At 70.3% G+C, this 21287-nt stretch carries 23 protein-coding genes and 1 other RNA gene; 16 read left to right on the top strand and 8 right to left on the bottom strand.

Annotated features, from left to right (window positions below; genetic code table 11):
- The first annotated feature begins 5 nt into the window (after positions 1-5).
- From thrB to I4Q42_RS12945, 3 genes are all read left to right on the top strand, one after another.
- Positions 6-968 (top strand): homoserine kinase, encoded by a 963-nt coding sequence (gene thrB / locus I4Q42_RS12955; RefSeq protein ID WP_198576646.1) that lies wholly within the window; start codon positions 6-8, stop codon positions 966-968.
- Positions 965-1411, top strand: coding sequence for a ribonuclease HI (rnhA, locus tag I4Q42_RS12950; protein ID WP_110120061.1), 447 nt, complete (start codon positions 965-967; stop codon positions 1409-1411). Before thrB ends, rnhA begins: the two co-directional genes overlap by 4 nt.
- A gap of 75 nt (positions 1412-1486) precedes the next feature.
- Positions 1487-1903, top strand: a complete 417-nt coding sequence (locus I4Q42_RS12945; RefSeq protein ID WP_198576492.1) for an MAPEG family protein — start codon at positions 1487-1489, stop codon at positions 1901-1903.
- 164 nt (positions 1904-2067) lie between these two features.
- On the opposite strand, the gene nudC is transcribed toward I4Q42_RS12945, so the two are convergent.
- Positions 2068-3012, bottom strand: coding sequence for an NAD(+) diphosphatase (nudC, locus tag I4Q42_RS12940; RefSeq protein WP_198576491.1), 945 nt, complete (start codon positions 3010-3012; stop codon positions 2068-2070).
- A gap of 141 nt (positions 3013-3153) precedes the next feature.
- On the opposite strand from nudC, the gene ffs reads away from it, so the two are divergent.
- From ffs to recR, 4 genes are all read left to right on the top strand, one after another.
- Positions 3154-3246, top strand: an RNA gene (ffs, locus tag I4Q42_RS12935) — signal recognition particle sRNA small type.
- A gap of 85 nt (positions 3247-3331) precedes the next feature.
- Positions 3332-5176, top strand: coding sequence for a DNA polymerase III subunit gamma/tau (locus I4Q42_RS12930; RefSeq protein WP_198576490.1), 1845 nt, complete (start codon positions 3332-3334; stop codon positions 5174-5176).
- A gap of 146 nt (positions 5177-5322) precedes the next feature.
- Positions 5323-5652, top strand: coding sequence for a YbaB/EbfC family nucleoid-associated protein (locus I4Q42_RS12925; protein ID WP_198576489.1), 330 nt, complete (start codon positions 5323-5325; stop codon positions 5650-5652).
- A 165-nt stretch (positions 5653-5817) separates the two neighbouring features.
- Positions 5818-6420, top strand: a complete 603-nt coding sequence (gene recR, locus I4Q42_RS12920) for a recombination mediator RecR (RefSeq protein ID WP_198576488.1) — start codon at positions 5818-5820, stop codon at positions 6418-6420.
- Here recR and mutY read toward each other — a convergent pair.
- Entirely contained in the window at positions 6417-7469 is a 1053-nt protein-coding gene (gene mutY, locus I4Q42_RS12915; RefSeq protein ID WP_198576487.1) for an A/G-specific adenine glycosylase, read from the bottom strand. The two genes, recR and mutY, sit on opposite strands and share 4 nt — an antisense overlap.
- A 59-nt stretch (positions 7470-7528) precedes the next feature.
- Here mutY and I4Q42_RS12910 point away from each other — a divergent pair, with 59 nt between their 5' ends.
- The 4 genes from I4Q42_RS12910 (at position 7529) to smc (ending at position 12878) form a co-directional block, all read left to right on the top strand.
- A complete protein-coding gene (locus tag I4Q42_RS12910; protein WP_198576486.1) occupies positions 7529-8071 on the top strand; it encodes a DUF721 domain-containing protein in 543 nt (180 codons plus the stop codon).
- A 109-nt stretch (positions 8072-8180) separates the two neighbouring features.
- Positions 8181-8804 (top strand): DsbA family protein, encoded by a 624-nt coding sequence (locus I4Q42_RS12905; protein WP_198576485.1) that lies wholly within the window; start codon positions 8181-8183, stop codon positions 8802-8804.
- A 2-nt stretch (positions 8805-8806) separates the two neighbouring features.
- Positions 8807-9418, top strand: coding sequence for a thioredoxin domain-containing protein (locus I4Q42_RS12900; RefSeq protein WP_198576484.1), 612 nt, complete (start codon positions 8807-8809; stop codon positions 9416-9418).
- Positions 9419-9431: 13 nt separating this feature from the next.
- Positions 9432-12878 carry a chromosome segregation protein SMC gene (gene smc / locus I4Q42_RS12895; RefSeq protein WP_198576483.1) on the top strand — a complete coding sequence of 1149 codons (3447 nt, stop codon included), beginning with the start codon at positions 9432-9434 and terminating at the stop codon, positions 12876-12878.
- Between the two features lie 165 nt (positions 12879-13043).
- Here smc and I4Q42_RS12890 read toward each other — a convergent pair whose 3' ends face one another.
- Both I4Q42_RS12890 and I4Q42_RS12885 read right to left on the bottom strand, forming a co-directional pair.
- Complete coding sequence (locus I4Q42_RS12890) at positions 13044-13835, bottom strand: TSUP family transporter (protein ID WP_198576482.1); 792 nt, start codon at positions 13833-13835, stop codon at positions 13044-13046.
- 118 nt (positions 13836-13953) lie between these two features.
- Positions 13954-14337, bottom strand: coding sequence for a DUF6481 family protein (locus tag I4Q42_RS12885; RefSeq protein WP_198576481.1), 384 nt, complete (start codon positions 14335-14337; stop codon positions 13954-13956).
- 314 nt (positions 14338-14651) lie between these two features.
- Between I4Q42_RS12885 and I4Q42_RS12880 the strand changes: the two genes are divergently transcribed.
- The 5 genes from I4Q42_RS12880 to I4Q42_RS12860 all read left to right on the top strand — a co-directional run bounded on the left by I4Q42_RS12880 (position 14652) and on the right by I4Q42_RS12860 (position 17222).
- Positions 14652-15023, top strand: coding sequence for an AtpZ/AtpI family protein (locus tag I4Q42_RS12880; protein WP_198576480.1), 372 nt, complete (start codon positions 14652-14654; stop codon positions 15021-15023).
- A 5-nt stretch (positions 15024-15028) separates the two neighbouring features.
- Positions 15029-15787 carry a F0F1 ATP synthase subunit A gene (locus I4Q42_RS12875; protein ID WP_198576479.1) on the top strand — a complete coding sequence of 253 codons (759 nt, stop codon included), beginning with the start codon at positions 15029-15031 and terminating at the stop codon, positions 15785-15787.
- A 48-nt stretch (positions 15788-15835) separates the two neighbouring features.
- Positions 15836-16060 (top strand): F0F1 ATP synthase subunit C, encoded by a 225-nt coding sequence (locus I4Q42_RS12870; protein WP_058348596.1) that lies wholly within the window; start codon positions 15836-15838, stop codon positions 16058-16060.
- Positions 16061-16168: 108 nt separating this feature from the next.
- Complete coding sequence (locus tag I4Q42_RS12865; protein ID WP_198576478.1) at positions 16169-16702, top strand: F0F1 ATP synthase subunit B family protein; 534 nt, start codon at positions 16169-16171, stop codon at positions 16700-16702.
- Between the two features lie 13 nt (positions 16703-16715).
- The gene (locus I4Q42_RS12860) at positions 16716-17222 is read left to right on the top strand and encodes a F0F1 ATP synthase subunit B (RefSeq protein WP_198576477.1); all 507 of its coding nucleotides are present in this window, start codon (positions 16716-16718) and stop codon (positions 17220-17222) included.
- A 91-nt stretch (positions 17223-17313) separates the two neighbouring features.
- On the opposite strand, the gene I4Q42_RS12855 is transcribed toward I4Q42_RS12860, so the two are convergent.
- From I4Q42_RS12855 to gcvPA, 4 genes are all read right to left on the bottom strand, one after another.
- The gene (locus tag I4Q42_RS12855; RefSeq protein WP_198576476.1) at positions 17314-17748 is read right to left on the bottom strand and encodes a hypothetical protein; all 435 of its coding nucleotides are present in this window, start codon (positions 17746-17748) and stop codon (positions 17314-17316) included.
- Entirely contained in the window at positions 17749-18159 is a 411-nt protein-coding gene (locus tag I4Q42_RS12850; RefSeq protein ID WP_198576475.1) for a hypothetical protein, read from the bottom strand.
- 132 nt (positions 18160-18291) lie between these two features.
- Positions 18292-19866 (bottom strand): aminomethyl-transferring glycine dehydrogenase subunit GcvPB, encoded by a 1575-nt coding sequence (gene gcvPB, locus I4Q42_RS12845; RefSeq protein WP_198576474.1) that lies wholly within the window; start codon positions 19864-19866, stop codon positions 18292-18294.
- Positions 19863-21206, bottom strand: a complete 1344-nt coding sequence (gene gcvPA / locus I4Q42_RS12840) for an aminomethyl-transferring glycine dehydrogenase subunit GcvPA (protein WP_198576473.1) — start codon at positions 21204-21206, stop codon at positions 19863-19865. Before gcvPA ends, gcvPB begins: the two co-directional genes overlap by 4 nt.
- Positions 21207-21287 lie beyond the last annotated feature (81 nt).

Here is a 21287-nt window from a genome sequence, read left to right as displayed (position 1 = left end):
CCGGCATGGCCGTCTATACCGACATCACCGACCAAGAGCTCGAAGCCTTCCTGGCCGAGTACGACCTGGGCGCCCCGCTGGCGTTCAAGGGCATCGCCGAGGGCGTGGAGAACTCCAACTTCCTGCTGGAGACCGAGACCGGCCGCTACATCCTGACGGTCTACGAGCGCCGCGCGCGGCCCGAGGACCTGCCCTATTTCCTCGACCTGCTGGGCTGGCTGGCCGACCGCGGCTACCCCTCGGCCCGGCCGATCGCCGACAAGGCGGGCAAGAACCTCAAGACCCTGCGCGGCAAGCCGGCGGCCATCGTCGAGTTCCTGCCGGGCCTTTCCGTGCGCAAGCCGACCCCGGCCCACTGCCGCGAGGCCGGAGAGGGCCTGGCCTGGCTGCACCTGTCGGGCGAGGGCTATGCCGGCCGCCGCGCCAACGACCTGGGCCAGCCGCACTGGGCGCCGCTGTTCTCCAAGCACCGCCAGGCCGCCGAGGACCTGAAGCCAGGCCTGTCGGCCGTGATCGACAAGGACCTGGCCGAGCTGTCCCTGGCCTGGCCGCGCAACCTGCCGACGGGGACCATCCACGCCGACTACTTCCCCGACAACGTGTTCTTCAAGACCGACGGCAAGTTCGCCGCTGCGATCGACTTCTACTTCGCCTGCGACGACGCCTACGCCTACGACGTGGCCGTGACCCTGAACGCCTGGTGCTTCGAGGCCGACGGCAGCTTCAACGTCACCGCCGCCCGCGCCCTGATCGCCGGCTACGAGCGCCGCCGTCCCTTGAGCCCGGCCGAGCGCGACGCCCTGCCGATCCTGGCGCGCGGCGCGGCCATCCGCTTCTTCCTGACGCGACTGGCCGACTGGAACGCCACCCCGGCCGGGGCCCTGGTGCGCCCGAAGGATCCGTTGGAATACGAGCGCAAGCTGGCGGTGCACCGCGAAGGCCTGTCGCTGTTCGGATCCTCGCAGTGACCCCGAAACTGATCATCTATACCGACGGCGCCTGCCGCGGGAATCCCGGCCCCGGCGGCTGGGGCGCGGTGCTGATGTACGGCGACAAGCGCAAGGAAATCTGCGGCGGCGACCTGGCGACCACCAACAACCGCATGGAGCTGATGGGCGCGATCATGGCCTTGGAGGCGCTTAACCGCCCGACCAAGGCCGAGCTGCACACCGACAGCCAGTATGTGATGAAGGGCGTCACCCAGTGGATCCATGGCTGGAAGGCCAAGGGCTGGAAGACCGCCGACAAGAGCCCGGTCAAGAACGTCGACCTGTGGCAGCGCCTCGACGCGGCCCGCCTGCGCCACGAGATCGACTGGCGCTGGGTCAAGGGCCACGCCGGCCACGAGCACAACGAACGCGCCGACGAGCTGGCTCGCCGGGGCATGGAAGAGACGCTGAAGAAGCGCTGACCGCACGTCACGCTTCGCGAAACGCCGTTCCATCGATAGCCTCCCCGAAAGAAGAACGCCTGGGGAGGCAAAGCCATGAACACGATGATCGCGCCGGTGTTGGCGCTGGTGAGCTGGTCGCTGCTGATCTGGGTGTGGATGTACGCCCAGCGCCTGCCGGCCATGACCAAGGCCGGGATCAAGCCGCAGGACGCGCGGTTTCCCGGCGCGCTCACGGGCCTGCCCGACGCCGCCCGGCAGGCGGCCGACAACTACAACCACCTGATGGAACAGCCGACGATCTTCTACGCGGCGGCCCTGGCGATCGCGGTCGCGGGCCATGCGGACGGGGCGGCGGTGGCTCTGGCCTGGGCCTATGTGGGCCTGAGGGTGCTGCACAGCCTGATCCAGGCCAGCGTGAATATCGTTCTGGCGCGGTTCGCGGTGTTCTCGCTGAGCACGATCGTGCTGGGGGCGATGGTGGTGCGGGAGTGGGTGCGGTTCCTCTCCTGATCCCTCTCCCCTTGCGGGAAAGGGTGGCCTGCGAAGCAGGTCGGGTGAGGGGTCTCTCAGGCTTCGACGCTGCGGGGGCGGTCAGGTCGGGCGAGGTGGTTTTCTTTTGAGAGACCCCTCATCCGACGCCTTCGGCGCCACCTTCTCCCGCAAGGGGAGAAGGGTCAGTCGTCAGACTCGCACCACGTCTTGATCAGTTGATGCGCGATCGCCAGCGTCGGCGGCGCGAACGCGTCTTCGATCTCGCCGCGGATCAGGGCTTTCGCCTCGTCCTTGTCGAACCAGCGGACGGCCTCGAGCTCGGTCTGGTCGGGGGCGGCCTGGTCGCTGTCGACCTCGGCGATCAGGCCCATCATCAGCGAGGCGGGGAACGGCCAGGGCTGGCTGGAGTGGTAGCGGACCTTGGTGGCGATCAGGCCCGCCTCTTCCTTCAGCTCGCGGGCGCAGGCCTCCTCGATGGTCTCGCCGGGCTCGATGAAACCGGCCAGGGCCGAGAACATGCCTTGCGGCCAGGCCGCCTGACGGCCCAGCAGGCACTTGCCGCCGTGCACGGCCAGCATGATCGCCACCGGGTCGGTGCGGGGGAAGTGCTCGGCATGGCAGGCCGGGCAGATGCGCTTCCAGCCGCCGTCGGAAATCTCGCTCTTCTGGCCGCAATTGGCGCAGAACGGATGCTTGCGCCGCCACTCGAACATCGACTTGGCGGTGCCCAGTATGCCGGCGTCCGGGGCGGGCAGGGTGGCGGCCGCGCCGCGCAGTTCCTCGAACCGGCCCAGGCCCGACAGCGCGCCCTCGGACGGGTCGGCCGCGCCTTCCAGGTCGACGGCGAAGACGGCGATGTCCTTCCACAGGCCCATGAACAGCAGGCGCTCGTCGGTGCCGGCCAGCTCCTTGGCCATGTCGGCGCGCAGATAGGCGATCTGGACGCCGCTGGGTTCGCCGTCGGCGCCCGGCGCGTCCTCGATCAGCACCTTGCCGTTCCAGACGGCGACGGCCAGGGACTGGGCGTCCTCCAGCTTCTCGGCGATCCAGCTGGCGTCGCCTCGGCGCTCGCTGGCGCGGTCCAGCGGGTTGCCCGCGAAGATGTTGACGATCTCGGAAAGCGGCATGGTTGATTCTGTAGCCCAGCCACGCGGAGTCGTCACCGCCTAGCGTCAGGCCTTTTCGCCCACCGGAAACCGCCGCGACTTTCGTCTGCGACCCTCTGGACGCTTGCATATCGATCGATGAGTCGCGATATACCCCCTCGGAGATCGGCGACGGACGATGGCCTCGCCAACCTGGTCAGGGCCGAGAGGCAGCAGCCACAACGAGATCACCCTCGGGTCGTCTGCCGGTCTCCACCTTCCCCCAAAATTAGTCAGCATTGACCGGATGCATTCGCGCGCGAGCCTTTTGCCGCGCCGTCCGACGCTCTAGACTGCGCCCATGGCCGACCAAGACCTCACGCCCGATTCCGCCCCGCCGTGGGACGAGCCCGCCTTCGACCGCGAGGACGTGGCCGAGCGCGACGAGAACACGGCCGACATCTTCGGCGAGGCGGCCGCGCCTGTTCAGGCGCCGGTCGTCGCGGACAAGCCGCTGCCCGAGCCCGAACCGGAAGAGCTCGGCGCGGCCTACACCGTGCTGGCGCGCAAGTACCGCCCGCGCACCTTCGAGGACCTGATCGGCCAGGAGGCCATGGTCCGCACCCTGGCCAATGCGTTCACCACCGGCCGCATCGCCCACGCCTTCATGCTCACCGGCGTCCGCGGGGTCGGCAAGACCACGACCGCCCGCCTGCTGGCCCGGGCCCTGAACTATGAGAGCGACACCGTCCACGGCCCCAGCGTCGACCTGACGGTCGAGGGGCGCCACTGCCGCTCGATCATCGAGGGTCGGCACATGGACGTGCTGGAGCTCGACGCCGCCTCGCGCACCAAGGTCGACGAGATGCGCGAGCTGCTGGACGGGGTGCGCTACGCCCCGGTCGAGGCGCGCTACAAGGTCTACATCATCGACGAAGTGCACATGCTGTCGACGGCGGCGTTCAACGCCCTGCTGAAGACGCTGGAAGAGCCGCCGCCGCACGCCAAGTTCATCTTCGCCACCACCGAGATCCGCAAGGTGCCGGTGACGATCCTGTCGCGCACCCAGCGCTTCGACCTGCGCCGGATCGAGCCGGACGTGCTGGCCAAGCACTTCGACCGCATCTCGCAGAAGGAAGGGGCGCGGATCGACGCTGACGCCCTGGCCCTGATCGCCCGCGCCGCCGAAGGCTCGGCTCGCGACGGCCTCTCCTTGCTCGACCAGGCCATCGTCCAGACCGAGCGCGGCCAGACCGTCACCGCCGCTGTCGTGCGCGACATGCTGGGCCTGGCCGACCGCAGCCAGACCATCGCGCTGTTCGAACAGGTGATGAGCGGCAAGCCGGGCGAGGCCCTGACCACCTTCCGCCAGCTGTGGGGCTTTGGCGCCGATCCGGTGGTGGTGATGCTCGACCTGCTCGACCACTGCCATGCCTCGTCGGTGGCCAAGGCCCTGGGGCCGGACGCCCTGTCGATGCCCAAGGAGCAGGCCGCGCGCCTGACCTCGGTCGGCGCCCAGACCAGCGCCGGGACGATGGCCCGCCTTTGGCAACTGCTGCTTAAGGCCTATGACGAGGTGCGCCGCGCGCCCGACGCCATGGCCGCCGCCGAAATGGCTCTGATCCGCCTGTGCTACGCCGCCGACCTGCCCGGTCCGGAAGAGGCGCTGAAGGCCCTGCGCGACGGCGGCAACCCGGGTGGTCCTGGCGGTGGCGTCGCCGTGGGCGGTGGTTCGGCGCCCGGCGGGGCGGTCTCGGCCGCGCCGCGCGCCATGGCCGCCGTCGGCGTCGCCCCGGCCGCGCCCGTCCTGGCCTCGTTCGACGACGTGCTGAAGCTGATCGCCGAGAAGCGCGACATCGGTCTGCGCCTCGACGTCGAGCAATATGTCCGCCCGATCAGCTTCCGGCCCGGGGCCATCACCTTCGAGGCGGCCCCCGGCGCCCCCGGCAACCTGGCCGGCCGCCTGGTCCGCGCCCTGAAGGAATGGACGGGTCAGCCCTGGCTGATCGCCGCCGAGGGCGGCGGCGGGGCCGAAAGCCTGATGGAGCGCCAGAAGCGCGAGGAGCGCGAAGCCCTGGCGGCCATCAAGTCCGATCCCTTCGTGGCTTCGGTGCTCAGCGCCTTCCCGGGCACGGAGATCGTCGAGATCCGCAAGGTGCTCGCCCCCGAACCCGCGCCGATCGAGCCGGACGAGGTCGAGGACTAGTCATTCTTCCTTCCCCCTTGATGGGGGAAGGGCCGGGGATGGGGGTGACCTGCCGAGTTGGCCTCCTGCGCGGCCTTCAGCGCCGTAGCCACCCCCACCCAACCTCCCCCATCAAGGGGGAGGGCGTTTCGATCGAGGAGCAGACCATGAAAGACCTCAGCGGCCTGATGAAGCAGGCCCAGGCCATGCAGCAGAAGCTGGCCGACGCCCAGGCCCGGATCGCCGAGATCGTCATCGAGGGCACCGCCGGCGGCGGCATGGTCACCGTCACCCTGTCGGGCGCGGGCGAGCTGACCAAGGTCGTGCTCGACGAGAGCCTGGTCGAGCCGGGCGAGGGCGAGGTCATCGCCGACCTGATCGTCGCCGCCCACGCCGACGCCAAGCGCAAACTCGACGCCAAGCAGGCCCAGCTGATGCAGGAAGCCGCCGGTCCGATGGCCGGCATGGTGGGCGGCCTGCCCGGGATGAAGTTCTGATCTGGGACCCGAAAGCCTCGTCCTTCGACAAGCTCAGGATGAGGTTTTCTACTGACGCGGCGTGATTTTGGTCCTCACCCTGAGCTTGTCCCCCGGGTCCGACCTTTGGTCGGCCCGAGGATGAACTCCGGGCGAGGACCACGCACCGCCTGAACAAGAGAGAAAATGGCCGCTTCCGCCGGACCCGAGATCGAGCGCCTGATCGCCCTGCTGTCGAAGCTGCCGGGGCTGGGTCCGCGCTCGGGCCGGCGGGCGGCGCTGGCCTTGCTGAAGAAGCGCGACACCCTGCTGGCGCCGTTGGCGGCCGCCATGGCCGACGCCCAGGCCAAGGTGAAGACCTGCTCGACCTGCGGCTCGCTCGACACCACCAACCCCTGCGCCGTCTGCAGCGACGGAAGCCGCGACGTGCGGCTTCTGTGCGTGGTCGAGGAGGTCGGCTCGGTCTGGGCCATGGAGCGCGGGGGCTCGTTCAAGGGCCGTTACCATGTGCTCGGCGGTCTGCTGTCGGCCCTGGACGGGGTCGGCCCCGAGACCCTGCGGGTCGGCGAGCTGCTGGCCCGGGTCTCCAGCGGCGAGGTGGCCGAGGTGATCCTGGCCCTGCCGGCCACGGTCGACGGCCAGACGACCGCCCACTACCTCGCCGATCGCCTGGCTCAGACCAATGTGCCGGTGACCATGCTGGCGCGCGGCGTGCCGGTCGGCGGCGACCTCGACTGGCTCGACGACGGCACCATCGCCCAGGCCCTGCGCGCGCGGCGGCCGGCTTAGACCAACCGCTCCAGCCCCGCCCGCGCCGCTTTCTGGAACACGCTGGGCAGGGCCGTGAGGCCCTCGTGCGGGGTCCAGACGAAGTCGCCGGCGACGTCGGCCTCGGCGACCAGCACCCGAAGGGTCAGGGAAAAGTGCGTGAAGACGTGCTCCACCGCGCCCAGGTCGCGCCAGGGGGCGAGGATTGGGGCGGCGCGGGCGGCCTCGTCGTCGGTCCACGGCCGGTCGCGCCAGTCCGAGGTCGGTAGGCCCAGCATGCCGCCCAGCAGGCCCTTGTCGGGCCGTCGCACCAGGGCCGTCTCGCCCCGCCGGCTGACCACATAGGCCACGCCGTGGCGGCGCGGGCGTTCGGCTTTCCTGGTCTTGCGCGGATAGGTCTCCGGCGCGCCGCCCGCCTTGGCCTCGCAGAAGGTCTCGACCGGGCAGCGGTCGCACAGCGGCGACTTGGGCTTGCAGATCGTCGCGCCCAGATCCATCAGCGCCTGGGCCCAGTCGCCGGGGCGCTCGTCGGTGACCAGCAGGCCGGCCAGACGCTTCAGTTCGGGCTTGGCGTCGGGCACGGGGGTCTCGACCGCGAACAGTCGCGCCATCACCCGCTCGACATTGCCGTCGACGACGTTGGCCGCGCGGTCGAAGGCGATCGCCGCCACCGCGGCGGCGGTGTAGGCGCCGACGCCCGGTAGGGCCAGCAGGCCCTCCTCGGTGCTGGGGAATACCCCACCGTGGTCGTGGGCCACGGCCCGGGCGCAGGCCAGCAGGTTGCGGGCGCGGGCGTAGTAGCCCAGCCCCGCCCAGGCGGCCATCAGGTCGCCGTCCTCCACGGCCGCCAGGGCCTCGACCGTCGGCCAGCGCTGGGTGAAGACCAGGAAATAGGGCGTGGCGTGCGGCACGGTGGTCTGCTGCAACATCACTTCCGACAGCCATACCCGGTAGGGCTCGCTGCGCACGCCCTGCTGTCCCGCGGCGGGGCCGGTGCGCCACGGCAGAACGCGGGCCTGCTGGTCATACCAGGCGAGTAGGGCTGAGCGGATCGCGGCGACGTCGGTCATTGTCCGCTCTATCGCAAATCCGCGCGCGCAAGGGGAGAGGCGGTGCTACGATCTCGCGCATGTATCGCCGCTCGCTGCCCACGTCCGACGAGGCGCTGAAGATCCTGTCGCGCCGCCGCACCCGGCCGCCGATGCGCGTGCCGCCGCCGGCCGGCAAGAGCCTGGCCCCGCTGATCCGCGAGCTGGACAAGAAATACGGCCAGGGCCCTGGCGCGCTTCAATCGCGCTGGAAGGAGATCGTCGGCGAGACCCTGGCCCGTCGCACCGAGCCCGTTCGCATCATCAAGAGCCGCACCGGCGAGGGCGGCACGCTGGAGCTGCGCGTCGACGGGCCCGTGGCCTCGCTGATCCAGCACCAGGCCCCGCAGATCACCCAGCGGCTGGACCTGCTGCTCGGCAAGGGCGCGGTCACCCGCCTGCGCATCGTGCAGGGTCCGGTCCGCACCGCGGTGGCGGCCGCACCGGCCCGCCCCCGCCGCAAGCCGCCGCTCGACGCCGCCCAGGAGCGGGATCTGGCCGCCAGCCTCGCCGACCAGCCCGAAGGGCCTCTGAAAGAGGCGCTGCTGAAGCTTGGCCGGGGCGTGCTGCGCAACGAAAGTTGACAACCCTGACGGCTTGCCGCTGATGCGAGCGAGCCTCAAGGCCGCCGTTTTCGTGCGGCTAAAGAATCGCGCTTAACTCTACCGTTCACGTTCGTAGGAAGACCCGACCATGCGCTCGCCCCTTCGCCGGATCCTGCTCGCCGCAACCCTCGTCGCCAGCGTCGCCGGCCTTTCCGCCTGCAACAAGTCGGGTTCGACCGTCACCGCCGACGACATGAGCCTGGGCAACCCGAACGCCAAGGTCACCGTCATCGAGTACGCCTCGGCCAGCTGCGTCCACTGCGCCCGCTGGAACGAGGAGGTCTTCCCGGAATTCAAGCAGAAGTACATCGACACCGGCAAGGTCAACTACGTCTACCGCGAGTTCCTGACCGCCCCGCCGCAGGTGGCCGCCGCCTCGTTCCTGCTGGCCCGCTGCGCCGGCAAGGACAAGTATTTCAGCGTGCTGGACTCGGTCTACCGCTCGCAGGAAGAGATGTTCACCACCGGCCAGTACCGCGACGTGCTGCTGCGCATCGCCCAGTCGGCCGGCCTGGACGAAGCCAAGTTCGACGCCTGCGTCAGCGACGAGAAGGCCCTGAAGGCCCTCAACGACCGCATCGAGCGCTACACCAAGGAAACCGACATCAAGGGCACCCCGACCTTCGTCATCAACGGCAAGAAGCTGAACGACGAGGGCGGCGAGGCCCCGCTGGCCCAGCTGGACGTCGCCATCGCCGCGGCGAGCAAGTAGGCATGACCCTGGACCGGCGCGCGCTGATCGTCTCGGGCATGGCGGCCGCCGCCATGCCGACCCTGGCGCGCGCCGCCCAGCTGCCGCCGCAGCCCGGCGACCACGTTCTGGGCTCGGCCACGGCCAAGGTGCAGATCGTCGAATACGCCTCCATGAGCTGCGGCCACTGCGCCCACACGGCCATGGAGGTCATGCCGGCGATCCGGAAGCGCTACATCGACACGGGCAAGGCGCGCCTCGTTTTCCGCGAGTTCCTGACCCCGCCCTACGACCTGGCCGGCGCCGGCTTCCTGCTGGCCAACCGCGTGCCGCCGGCCCGCTATTTCGAGGCGGTCGACGCGATCTTCGCCGCCCAGAAGGGCATGTACCAGACCGGCGACTACTGGGGCGGCCTGCTGGGCGTGGCCAAGCGCTTTGGCCTGACCGAGGCCCAGCTGGAAGCGACCCTCAACGACAAGGCCGCCCTCGCCGCCCTCAACGCCCGGGTCGAGGCCGCCGGCAAGCGCGACAAGGTCGAGGGCACCCCGACCTTCTTCGTCAACGGCCAGGAGCTGGTCGGCGACGTCACGGTGGACGATCTGGTCCAGGCCATCGAGAAGGCCCTGAAGGGCTAGCGGCGGGCGGGCCGTGCAGTTCCAGCGCCTGCGCCTGTCCGGCTTCAAGTCCTTCGTCGAGCCGACGGAGTTCAGGATCGAGCCTGGCCTGACGGGCATCGTCGGGCCCAACGGCTGCGGCAAGTCCAACCTGCTGGAAGCCCTGCGCTGGGTGATGGGCGCCAACTCCGCCAAGGCCATGCGGGCCGGCGGCATGGACGACGTGATCTTCGCCGGCTCGGGCGCCCGCCCGCCGCGCAACCACGCCGACGTCACCCTGACCATCGACAACGCCGACCGCACCGCGCCGGCCGCCTTCAACGACGATCCGGTGCTGGAGGTGGTGCGCCGCATCGATCGCGGGGCCGGCTCGACCTATCGCATCAACGGCCGCGAGGTGCGGGCCCGCGACGTGCAGCTGTTGTTCGCCGACGCCTCGACCGGCGCCAACTCGCCGGCCCTGGTCCGCCAGGGCCAGATCAGCGAGCTGATCGGCGCCAAGCCGCAGAACCGCCGCCGCATCCTGGAAGAGGCCGCCGGGGTTTCGGGCCTGCACACCCGTCGCCACGAGGCCGAGCTGCGGCTGCGGGCGGCCGAGACCAATCTGACCCGCCTGGAGGACGTGGCGCGCGAGCTGGAGACGGCGCTGAACCGCCTCAAGCGCGAGGCGCGCCAGGCCGAGAAATACCGCCGCCTGTCGACCGAGATCCGCGCCGTGCAGGGCGCCGTGATGTTCGCCCGCTGGACCGAGGCCCGCGACGCGCTGGAGCGCACCCAAGCCGAGGCCACCCAGGCCATCCGCGACGTCGAGGACACCGCCCGCGCCGCCGCCGCCGGCCAGGGCGCGATCGTCGAGGCCGAAACCGCCATGCCGCCTCTGCGGGAAGAGGCGACGATCGCCCAGGCGGTGCTGGGCCAGCTGGCGATCCAGAAGGACCGCGCCGAACGCGACGCCCAAGCGGCCGCCGCCGAGTTCCAGCGCCTGTCGGCCGACCTGTCCCGCATCGACGCCGACGCCGCCCGCGAGCAGCAGGCGGCCGAAGACGCGGGCCGAAGCCTGTCCCGCATCGAGCCGGAGCTGGCCGAGGTCCGCGCCCTGATCGCCGCCGCGCCCGAACGCGGTCCCGAACTGGAAACAGCCGCCAAGGCCGCCGAGGTCGCGCGCGCCGAGGCCGACGGCGCCGTCGAGCGCCTGGCCGCCCAGACCGCCGCCGAGGAGGCCCGCGCCCGCGCCGCCGCCCAGCGCCTGGCCGAGGCCGAGGGCCGTCTGGCCCGCACCGTCCGCGCCCTGGACCAGGCCAAGGCCGAGCGCGCCGCCGTCGGCCCGGCCGTCGATCCCGCCGCCGCCGAGGCCCGGCAGCGCTTCGCCAACGCCGAAGCTTCGCTGGCTTCGGCCCGCGCCGCCCTGGAGGCCGCCGAGGCCGAGCGCACCACGGCGGCCCAGGCCGAGGGCGCGTCCCGAGACCTAGCCCGCAAGGTCGAGGACCAGCTGGGCCGTCTGCGCACCGAGGCCCGGGGCCTGGCCCAACTGACCGCCCCGCGCGCCAAGAGCGGATTTTCGCCCGCCCTCGACGCGGTGACGCCCGACAAGGGCTACGGCGCCGCCCTGGCCGCCGCCTTGGGCGACGACCTGGAAGCCGCCCTCGACGTCCGCGCCTCCTCGCACTGGGCCGGGGCGGAGGCGCCGACGACCGCCTGGCCGGACGGCGTCCAGCCGCTGGCCCCGCTGGTCAAGGCCCCGCCCGAGCTGGCCGCGCGCCTGGCCATGGTCGGCCTGGTCGAGCGGGCCGACGGCGAGCGCCTGGCCAAGGGCCTGCCGGTCGGCGCGCGCCTGGTCTCCAAGGAAGGCGACCTGTGGCGCTGGGACGGCTTCGTCGCCAAGGCCGACGCCCCCAAGCCCGCCGCCGTGCGGCTGGAGCAGCGCACGCGCCTGGCCGAGGTCGAGGCCGAGATCGATCTGGTCGCCCCGCGCGCCGAGGCCGCGACCGCCGCCCTGAAGACCGCCGCCGACCGCCTGCGCGCCGCCGAAGACCTGCTGCGCGACAAGCGTCGTGGCCCGCCCGACGCCGAACGCCTGCTGAACCAGGCCCGCGAGACCGTCGCCCGCTATGAGCGCGAGGCCGCCCAGCGCGAGGCCCGCGCCCAGTCTCTGGACGACACCATCGCCCGCTTCGAAGCCGAACGCGTCGAGGCCGACGAGGCGCTGTCGGCCGTCCGCGCCGAGCATGCGGCCGCGCAGAGCGTCGGCGATCTTGCCCCGCAGCTGCTGGCCGCCCGCCAGGCCGCGACCGCCGCCCGCGAAGCCGCCGCCGCCGCCCGCTCGGCCCTCGAGCTGGAGAATCGCGAGCGCTCTGGCCGCCAGCGCCGCGTCGAGAGCCTGGAGCGCGACCTTTCCGACTGGACCCGCCGCCGCGACGCCGCCGCCAAGCGGGCCGAGGGGCTAGAGGCCGACCGCGCCAAGGCCGCCGGCGCGCTGGACGCCGCCCGCGCCGCCCCGGCCGAGCTGGAAGCCAAGCTCTTGGTGTTGGTCGACCAGTTCGACGCCGCCGAGCAGCGCCGGGCCAAGGCCAGCGACGCCCTGGAGGCGGCCGAGACCGCCCGCATCACCGCCGACCGCGCCGCCCGCGCCGCCGACCAGGCCGCCGGCGAGGCCCGCGAGCGTCGCGCCGCCCTGGTCGCCCGCCTCGACGGGGCCCGCGAACGCTTCGCGGAGATCGCCTCGAACATCCGCGAGAGCGCCCGCATGGAGCCCGAGGCCCTGGGCCGCCACCTGGCCGGCGAGGCCGTGGCTGTCCCGAAGGACGCCGCCGGCGTCGAGGCCCACCTGTTCGCCCTGGAGCGCGAGCGCGATTCGATCGGGGCGGTGAACCTGCGCGCCGAGGAGGAGGCCCAGGAATATGCCGGGCGCCTGGAGACCATGCGCATCGAGCGGGCCGACCTGTCGGGCGCGGTGGCCAAGCTGCGCGACGGCATCGAGGAACTGAACGCCGAGGGGCGGGAACGTCTCTTGGCCGCCTTCGACGTCATCAACGGCCACTTCCAGACCCTCTTCCAGGCCCTGTTCGGCGGCGGTCAGGCCGAACTGCGGCTGATCGAGAGCGACGATCCTCTGGAAGCCGGGCTGGAGATCTTCGCCTGCCCGCCCGGCAAGCGCCTGGCCAGCATGAGCCTGATGAGCGGCGGCGAGCAGGCCCTGACGGCCAGCGCCCTGATCTTCGGCGTCTTCCTGGCCAACCCGGCCCCGATCTGCGTGCTGGACGAAGTCGACGCGCCCTTGGACGACGCGAACGTCGACCGCTACTGCAACATGCTCGACGAGATGCGCCGGCGGACGCTCACGCGCTTCATCGCCATCACCCACAACCCCGTGACCATGAGTCGGATGGACCGCCTGTTCGGCGTCACCATGTCCGAGCGCGGCGTCAGCCAGCTGGTCAGCGTGGACCTGTCGACCGCCGAGGAGCTGGTCGCGGCGCAGTGATCCTTCTCCCCTTGCGGGAGAAGGTGGCGGCCGAAGGCCGTCGGATGAGGGGTCTCTCAGATCTTTCAGCCGCGCCCGGTCGGGCGGCTGGGTGAAGCGGCGCCGATTTTCGACCCCTCACCCGACCCGCTTCGCGGGCCACCCTCTCCCGCAAGGGGAGAGGGGTCAGAAGAGGTTGGCCACCGCCTGCCGCAGCGGATTGTTCGGGTCCGCCAGCAGTTTGATCGCCATGGCGCAGGAGATCGTCACCAGCAGCGGCTTGATCAGCCGCGCCCCGAACCGCACCGCCAGCCGCGAGCCCAGCTGCGCGCCGAGGAACGCGCCGGCGGCCATGGCCAGGCCGACGGGCCAGATCACCGCGCCCTTGAGGATGAATAGCGCCAGCGCCCCGACGTTGCTGGCGGCGTTGGCCAGCTTGGTGTGGGCCGTGGCCTTGAGCACGCCGTAGCCGAGCAGGGTGACGATGGCGACCATGTAGAAGGCGCCGGCCCCCGGGCCGAAGATGCCGTCGTAGAAGCCGATCAGCGGCGCGACGAAGCCGGCGAACACCGGCAGGGCCAGGCGGGCGGGGCCGTCTTCGGCCTTCAGGGCCTTGGACAGGCCGAAATAGACGGCGATGACGATCAGCAGCACCGGCACGAGAGCCGCCAGCACCTTGGGCGACAGCAGGCTGGCGCACAGGGCGCCGACCAGGCCGGCGAGACCCGCCGCGAGGGCGATCGGCCAGGCGGTCTTCCAGTCGATCAGGCCGCGCTTGGCGAAGGCCCGGGTGGCGGTGACCGAACCGAAGGTGCTCTGCAGCTTGCTGGTGCCCAGGGCCGCGGCCGGGGGCAGTCCGGCCAGCAGCAGGGCGGGCAGGGTGATCAGCCCGCCGCCGCCGGCGATGGCGTCGAAGGTCCCGGCCACGAAGGCCGCCAGGAACAGCAGGCCCAGCAGTTCGAGGCTGAAATGCTCCACGGGCGGACCTTTCGGGTTACGGGCGTCCAGAAACGCAAAAAGCCGCCCGGGGCGCGGGCGGCGAAAACATCAGCGGGGAGGGGAGAAGGCCAAAGCGACGCTTCTCCCCATCGTCCGATCAACCGATCAGGTTGCCCCACTGGTGGGCGCGCGAGGCCTTGCTGGAGCGACCGAGCGACTTCAGCTCTTCGCGGGCGGCGGCCTTTTCTTCCTTGCGGACGCGTTGCTCGGCGGCTTCGACGGCCTTGCGTTCCTTACGCTCGGCGCGCTTGGCGGCGGCGATCTCTTCCTGGCGGGCCAGGGCTTCGAGGCGGGCGATTTCCTTGGCTTCGGCGCGAGCGGCGCGGACGGCTTCCAGCTCGGCGGCGCGTTGCTCTTCGCGCTTGTCGAAATCGGGGTCCTGAACGGCGACCTTGGGCTTGAATTTCGCCAGCATGGCCTTCTTGGCGTCTTGCTGGGCGGAGATGCGATCGGCGAATCCGGTGTTCTTCAAATGCGACATGAGTCTTCTGGCTATTGGAGAGGCGCGCTTCTAAACCCCAAAACAACCGAAAAAGCAATCCGAGGCGGCCGCCTCTTCGACGGACGGATGGTCGCGCAAGGGGCTGGGGGCGGACTGGAAGCCATCCCGGAGACCCAGATTCCGTGGATTGGCTGACCTTGGGGAAATTTCCCCGTCAAATCAGCGTCTTGCGCAGTTTCTCCACAATCTTGACGCACCGCAGCGCGCCCTATAGGTTCCGCCGCGATCAAGCCGGCCGAAAAAACGCCTTCTTCAGGCGTGTCTGCGGGCGCTTTCGGACCTGACCGCTTCCCATGCCCAAGGCCGACGAACCGAACGACAAGGCTTTTGACAGCCTCGACGCTCGGCTCGACGCTTTCGAGGCGCGGAAGGCGGCTGAAAAGCCCGTCAAGGCGGCGGGCGAGAAGGCTTCCCAGGACGGCTATCGCCTCCTGGCGGATTTGATCGGGGGCGTTCTGGTGGGACTCGGCTTCGGCTGGCTGCTCGACCATTATGCCGGCACCGGGCCCTGGGGCATGGTCGGCGGACTGCTGATCGGAACCGGCCTGGCGATATTCTCCGTCGTCCGCAAGGCGACGAAACTGAGCGAGCAGGCATCCAAGGCCCCGGCCGAGGATGTAGACACGGGAGGCGGGTCCACCGCCCCCAAGCAGAAGAGAGACTAGGGCCGATGGCCGATCCGATGCACCAGTTCCAGATCAGCAAGATCGTGGAACTGCCGACCGTGAACGTCCTCGGTCTGCCGATCGATCTGTCGATCACCAATTCGGTGGCCGCGATGCTGCTGGCCGCCACCCTGGTCGTGGTGTTCTACGCCGCCGCCGCCCGCAAGGCCGTGGTCCCGGGCCGCCTGCAGACCGTGGGCGAGATGCTCTACGGACTGGTCGACGGCCTGGCCGAGTCGATCATCGGCCACGAGGGCAAGAAGTTCCTGCCCTTCGTCTTCACCCTGTTCGCCTTCGTGCTGTTCATGAACCTCCAGGGCATGTTCCTGGTGTTCACCGCCACCTCGCAGCTGGCCGTCAGCCTGACCCTGGGCCTGCTGGTCATCCTGACCGTGGTCGCCGTCGGCTTCGCCAAGAACGGCATCAAGTTCTTCAAGCTCTTCGCCCCGTCGGGCGTCCCCGGCTGGATCTTGCCGCTGGTGGTGCTGATCGAGATCGTCTCGTTCCTGGTCCGCCCGCTGACCCTGGCCCTGCGTCTGTTCGGCAACATGGTCGGCGGCCACGTGGTTCTGAAGATCTTCGCCGGCTTCGTCGTCGCCCTTGGCGGCCTCGGGATCCTGGGCTGGGCCGGCGCGGCCCTGGCGCTCAGCTCCGTCGTCGCCCTGACGGCCCTAGAGTTCATGGTGGCCTTCCTTCAGGCCTTCGTGTTCGCGGTGCTCACCTGCGTCTATCTCAACGACGTCGTGCACCTCGACAGCCACTGATCACCCTTTTCTCTTCAACCTATCTCTGAATTCTCAAGGAGCCTCACTATGGAAGCGGAAGCCGCTAAGTACATCGGCGCTGGCCTGGCCATGCTCGGCATGATCGGCGCGGGCATCGGCCTGGGCGTCATGTTCGGCAACTATTTCCAAGGCGCGCTGCGCAACCCGACCGCCGCCGCTCAAGAGCGTCCGATGCTGTTCCTGGGTATGGCGCTGACGGAAGCCCTGGGCATCTTCGCCCTGGTCGTCGCCTTCCTGATCCTCTTCTCGTAATCCCCAGGGCGCGGCGCGGGCTCGAGCCTTCGCCGCGCTTTGATCTTTAAGAATCGAGCCTGTCCGTCCCTCGGGGCGCCAGGCTCCAGCTGAGAGGCGCCTTCGCCCATGGCGACGGAAAATCACGGCACGGTCGCGACGACCGAAGCCCCCGGACACGAAGGCGGCGGTCTTCCGCAGCTGCAGTTCCAGCACTGGGGCGGTCAGGTCGTTTGGCTGCTGCTCATCTTCGCCGTTCTCTACACGGTGCTGTCGAAGGGCCTGCTGCCCCGCGTCAGCGGCGCGATCGACGAGCGCGGCGCCAAGATCGCCGGCGACATCGCCGACGCCCGTCGTCTGAAGGACGAAGCCGAGGTCCAGGCCCGCGCGGCCGCGGCCGAGGTGGCCGAGGCTCGCGCCAAGGCCCAGAAGACCGCCGCCGACGCCAAGGCCAAGGCCGCGGCCGAAGCTTCGGAGCGTCAGGCCAAGGAAGAAGCCGTCCTGGCCGAAAAGCTGGCTGCGGCCGAGGCCTCGATCCAGGCCGCGCGCGACGAGGCCATGAGCCACGTCCGCACGGTGGCCGAGGAAACGGCCGGCGCCATCGTCGAGAAGCTGACGGGCAAGGCGGCTTCGGCCGTCGAGCTCAAGACGGCCCTGGCCTAAGGAGTAGCCGACCATGGAACACGAATCCCTGTTCAGCTTCTCCAACCCGGAATTCTGGGTTCTGGTCGCCCTGGTGGTCTTCTTCGGCCTGCTGGTCGTCCTGAAGGTCCTGCCGGGCGCGCTGTTCGGCGCTCTCGACGGCTACGCCGCCAAGATCCAGGCCGAGCTCGACGAGGCCCAGAAGCTTCGCGAGGAGGCGCAAGCCCTGCTCGCCGAGGTCAAGGCCCAGCGCGAAGAGTCCGAGCGCCAGGCTTCGGCCATGCTCGAGGCGGCCAAGTCGGACGCGATCCGCCTGGCGGCCGAGGCCAAGGAAAAGCTGGAAGAGCAGATCAAGCGCCGCGCCGAACTGGCCGAACGCAAGATCGCCCAGGCCGAGGCCCAGGCCGCCGCGGACGTTAAGGCCGCTGCCGTCGACCTCGCCGCCCAGGCGGCCGAGGCGGTGCTGCTGGCCCGCGTCGGAACCGGTACGGACCCGCTGCTCGACTCGGCCATCGGCCAGATCAGCGGCAAGCTGCAGTAGTCCTTCACGGACGGCTGAAAGATCGAAAGGCGCGGCTCGCAAGGGCCGCGCCTTTTTCTTTGGTCCCTCTCTCTGAGAGAGAGGGTCCAGGCTAGGCCGTCCGCTTACGCAGCCACCGCCGCACGGTCTTCCGCCCGCGCTTCAGCACCCGCCAGGCCGGCCGTCGCAGGAACAGCTTCTCCGACCGCAGCAGCTGCTGCCAGGCCACCAGCAGGATCTCCGGCTCGCGGCGCATGAGCCTCCGGATCGGGAAGATCAGCTTGGGGTGACGCTTCTGCCAGCGGATGAACCGCCGCCGCGCCTGGAAGGAATTACGCAGTACGATCATCAGGCCGATGACCAGCAGCGGCAGGCCGACGTGGCCGGGCAACGGCGTCAGGACCGCGCCGGCCAGGATGATCAGGACGCCCAGGGCGATCAGCAGGGCCCGCGCCAGGCGCGCCAGCGTCTCGCGCAGGACGAAGGCCAGCCGGCGGCGTCGAAGGCTCGATAGACGGCGAGCGACCTTGCGGTCGCGCTGGGTCACCTATACCGCCGAGCGACGGTGCTTGAAGGACTTGCGCCAGCGCTTGGCCACGCGCCAGCGGCGCGGCACGACCAGCTTCTCGATCCGCAGGACCTGCTGCCAGGCCACCAGGATGACCTCCGGCTCTCGGCGCAGCAGGCGGCGCAGCGGGAAGACCAGCTTGGGGTGGGCGTGCTGGAAGCGGACGAACTGCTTGCGGGCCTTGAACGAGTTCCGCAGCACCAGCATCAGGCCGATGACCGTCAGCGGCAGGCCCATGGGGCCGGGCAGCGGCGCGATCAGAAAGCCCGCGGCGATGAACACCAGGCCCAGCAGCACCAGGGCCGCGCGAATGATCCGCCCGAGAAGCTCGCGGGCGAGTTCGTCGGCGGCGGAGAAGCGCACGGGCGTCATGGCGATGGCGAAGTTCATGGGGGGCTGAACGGGGCTCGTGGTCCGCCGGTTTCCGGAAAAAGACCGGCCCCCTCGTCTCACACGCTGCATATGAGAACGGGGCGCCCTTCCGTAAAGGCGCCCCGTTCCGCTTTCGTGCCTGTGTTGCGCCTATTCCGCTGCGAGTGGCGCGGGGGCAACAGGTTTCCACTTCAACTTCGGCTTCCGCGCCGCCAACGTCTCGTCCAGACGCTTCAGCGGGGCCAGGTGCGGGGCGTTCTTGAAGCGCTCGACCGCGCCGGCCTTGGCCGATTCCGCGAGCAGGCGCAGGGCGTCGACGAAGCGGTCGAGCTCGGCCTTCGATTCGGTCTCGGTCGGCTCGATCAGCATCGCGCCATGCACCACCAGCGGGAAGTACATGGTCATCGGGTGGAAGCCCTCGTCGATCATCGCCTTGGCGAAGTCGAGGGTGGTGACGCCGGTGCCTTCCAGCCAGGCGTCGTCGAACAGGGCCTCGTGCATGCACGGCCCCTCGGGGAAGGCCGGGCTCATCAGGTCGCTCAGGCGGGCCTTGATGTAGTTGGCGTTCAGCACCGCGTCCTCGGCCACCTGCTTGAGGCCGTCGGCGCCGTGGCTGAGCATGTAGGCGTAGGCGCGCACATACATGCCCATCTGGCCGTGGAAGGCGCTCATGCGGCCGAAGGCCTGGGCGGCGACGCCTTCGGCCTCCTCGACCAGCTTGTAGCCGTTCTCGTCGTGCACCACCCACGGGGTCGGGGCGAACGGCGCGAGGGCCTCGCTCAGCACCACCGGACCCGCACCCGGACCGCCGCCGCCGTGCGGCGTCGAGAAGGTCTTGTGCAGGTTGATGTGCATGGCGTCGACGCCCAGGTCGCCCGGGCGAACCCGGCCGACGATGGCGTTGAAGTTGGCGCCGTCGCAGTAGAAGTAGGCGCCCGCCGCATGGGTCAGGCGGGCGATTTCGACGACGTCGCGCTCGAACAGGCCGCAGGTGTTGGGGTTGGTGACCATGATCGCCGCCACGTGGTCGCCGAGCTTGGCTTCCAGGTCGGCGAGGTCGACGCGGCCGTCGTCGGTCTGGGCGATTTCCACGACCGTGTAGCCGCAGAAGGCCGCCGTGGCCGGGTTGGTGCCGTGGGCGCTGGTCGGGGCCAGCACGGTCTTGCGGTGACCGTTGCCAGCCGCCTCGTGGGCGGCGCGGATGGCCAGCAGGCCGCAGAGTTCACCGTGGGCGCCGGCCTTGGGGCTCAGCGCCACCGCCGGCATGCCGGTCAGGGTCTTCAGCCAGTGGGCCAGGCGGTCCATCAGCTCGATCGCGCCCTGCACCGTCGACTGCGGCTGCAGCGGGTGGATGTCCGACAGACCCGGCAGGCGCGCCATCTTCTCGTTGAGGCGCGGGTTGTGCTTCATCGTGCACGAGCCCAGCGGATAGAGCGCCAGGTCGATGGCGTGGTTCTTTTGGCTGAGGCGCACGTAGTGGCGCACGGCTTCCGGCTCCGACAGGCCCGGCAGGCCGATGGGCTCGTCGCGGGTCAGGCCGGCCAGGGCGCCGTCGGCGGCGACGGCGTCCGGCAGGTCGACGCCGGTCTTGGTCCAGCCGCCCAGTTCGAAGATCAGCGGCTCGTCCTGCAGCAGGCCGCGGCCGCCCGACAGGGAGGTAAAGCCGGCTTCGGAGTCATTCGGCGCTTCGGGACGGGTGGGGCGTCCGACAGTGTTCATGCTCATTGGACGGCTCCGGCCAGCAGCTTGGCGAAGAAGGTGATGTCGGTGTCGAGCGTGGTCTCGGTGGTGGCGACCAGCAGCACATCGTCCAGGCCCGAGCCCGGCTCCAGCCGCGAATAGGGCACGCCGGCGATGACGCCATGGGCGGCCAGGGTCTCGACGACCTCGGCGGCGTCCTTGGGCAGGCGCACGGCGAACTCGTTGAAGAACCGCGGCGTCAGGACCTCGACGCCCGGGATGGCCGCCAGGGCCTTGGCCGTGGCCAGCGCCTTCTGGTGGTTCAGCGAGGCCAGTTGGCGCAAGCCCTGCTCGCCCAGCAGGCTCATGTGGATCGAGAAGGCCAGGGCGCACAGGCCGCTGTTGGTGCAGATGTTCGACGTGGCCTTGTCGCGGCGGATATGCTGCTCGCGGGTCGACAGGGTCAGCACAAAGCCGCGCTTGCCGTCGGCGTCCACCGTCTCGCCGCAGAGGCGCCCCGGCGCCTGGCGGACGAACTTTTCCTTGCAGGCGAAGAGGCCGACATAGGGGCCGCCGAAGTTCAGGCCGTTGCCGATCGACTGGCCCTCGGCCACGGCGATGTCGGCGCCCATGGCGCCCGGCGACTTCAGCAGGCCATACGAGACGGCCTCGGTGGTGACCACGATCAGCAGGGCGCCGGCCGCGTGGGCGGCCTCGGCGATCTTCGTGACGTCGGTGGCCGTGCCGAAGACGTTGGGGGTCTGGACGACGACGCAGGCCGTGTCGGCGTCGATGGCGGCGATCACCGCGTCCTCGGCGTCGATGGCGGCCGGCAGGCGCAGGGTGGTCACGCCGGCGGCGTGGGCCAGGGTCTCGACCGCGCCGACATAGTGCGGGTGGACGCCGCCCGACAGCACGGCCTTGGTCTTGCGGGTGACGCGCTGGGCCATCATCACGGCCTCGGCCGTGGCGGTGGAGCCGTCATAGAGCGAGGCGTTGGCCACATCCATGCCGGTCAGGGCCGCGACCTGGCTCTGGAACTCGAACAGCACCTGCAGCGTGCCCTGGGCGATTTCCGGCTGGTAGGGCGTGTAGCTTGTCAGGAACTCCGACCGCTGGATGATGTGGTCGACCGTGGCCGGCACGTGGTGGCGATAGGCCCCGGCCCCGACGAAGAACGGCCCCTCGGCGGCCGAGCGGTTGCGGCGCGACAGGCGCAGCATTTCGCGCTCGACCTCCAGCTCGCCGGCGTGATGGGGCAGGTCCACAGGCTCGCTGCGGCGGGCGACGGCCGGCACGTCGACGAACAGCTCGTCGATCGAGCCCGCGCCGATCACGCCGAGCATGTCGGCGCGGTCTTCGGGGGTCAGGGGGAGGTAGCGCATGAAAAGCTTCCGCAGCGAACTCCCTTCCCCCTTGATGGGGGAAGGGTCGGGGATGGGGGTGGTTACGGCGGTGGAGAAAAA

Origin of the sequence: Caulobacter hibisci (assembly GCF_016135805.1) — a bacterium.
In the GTDB taxonomy this organism is placed as follows: Bacteria; Pseudomonadota; Alphaproteobacteria; order Caulobacterales; family Caulobacteraceae; genus Caulobacter; species Caulobacter hibisci.
This window is presented reverse-complemented; position numbering and strand designations above follow the sequence as displayed.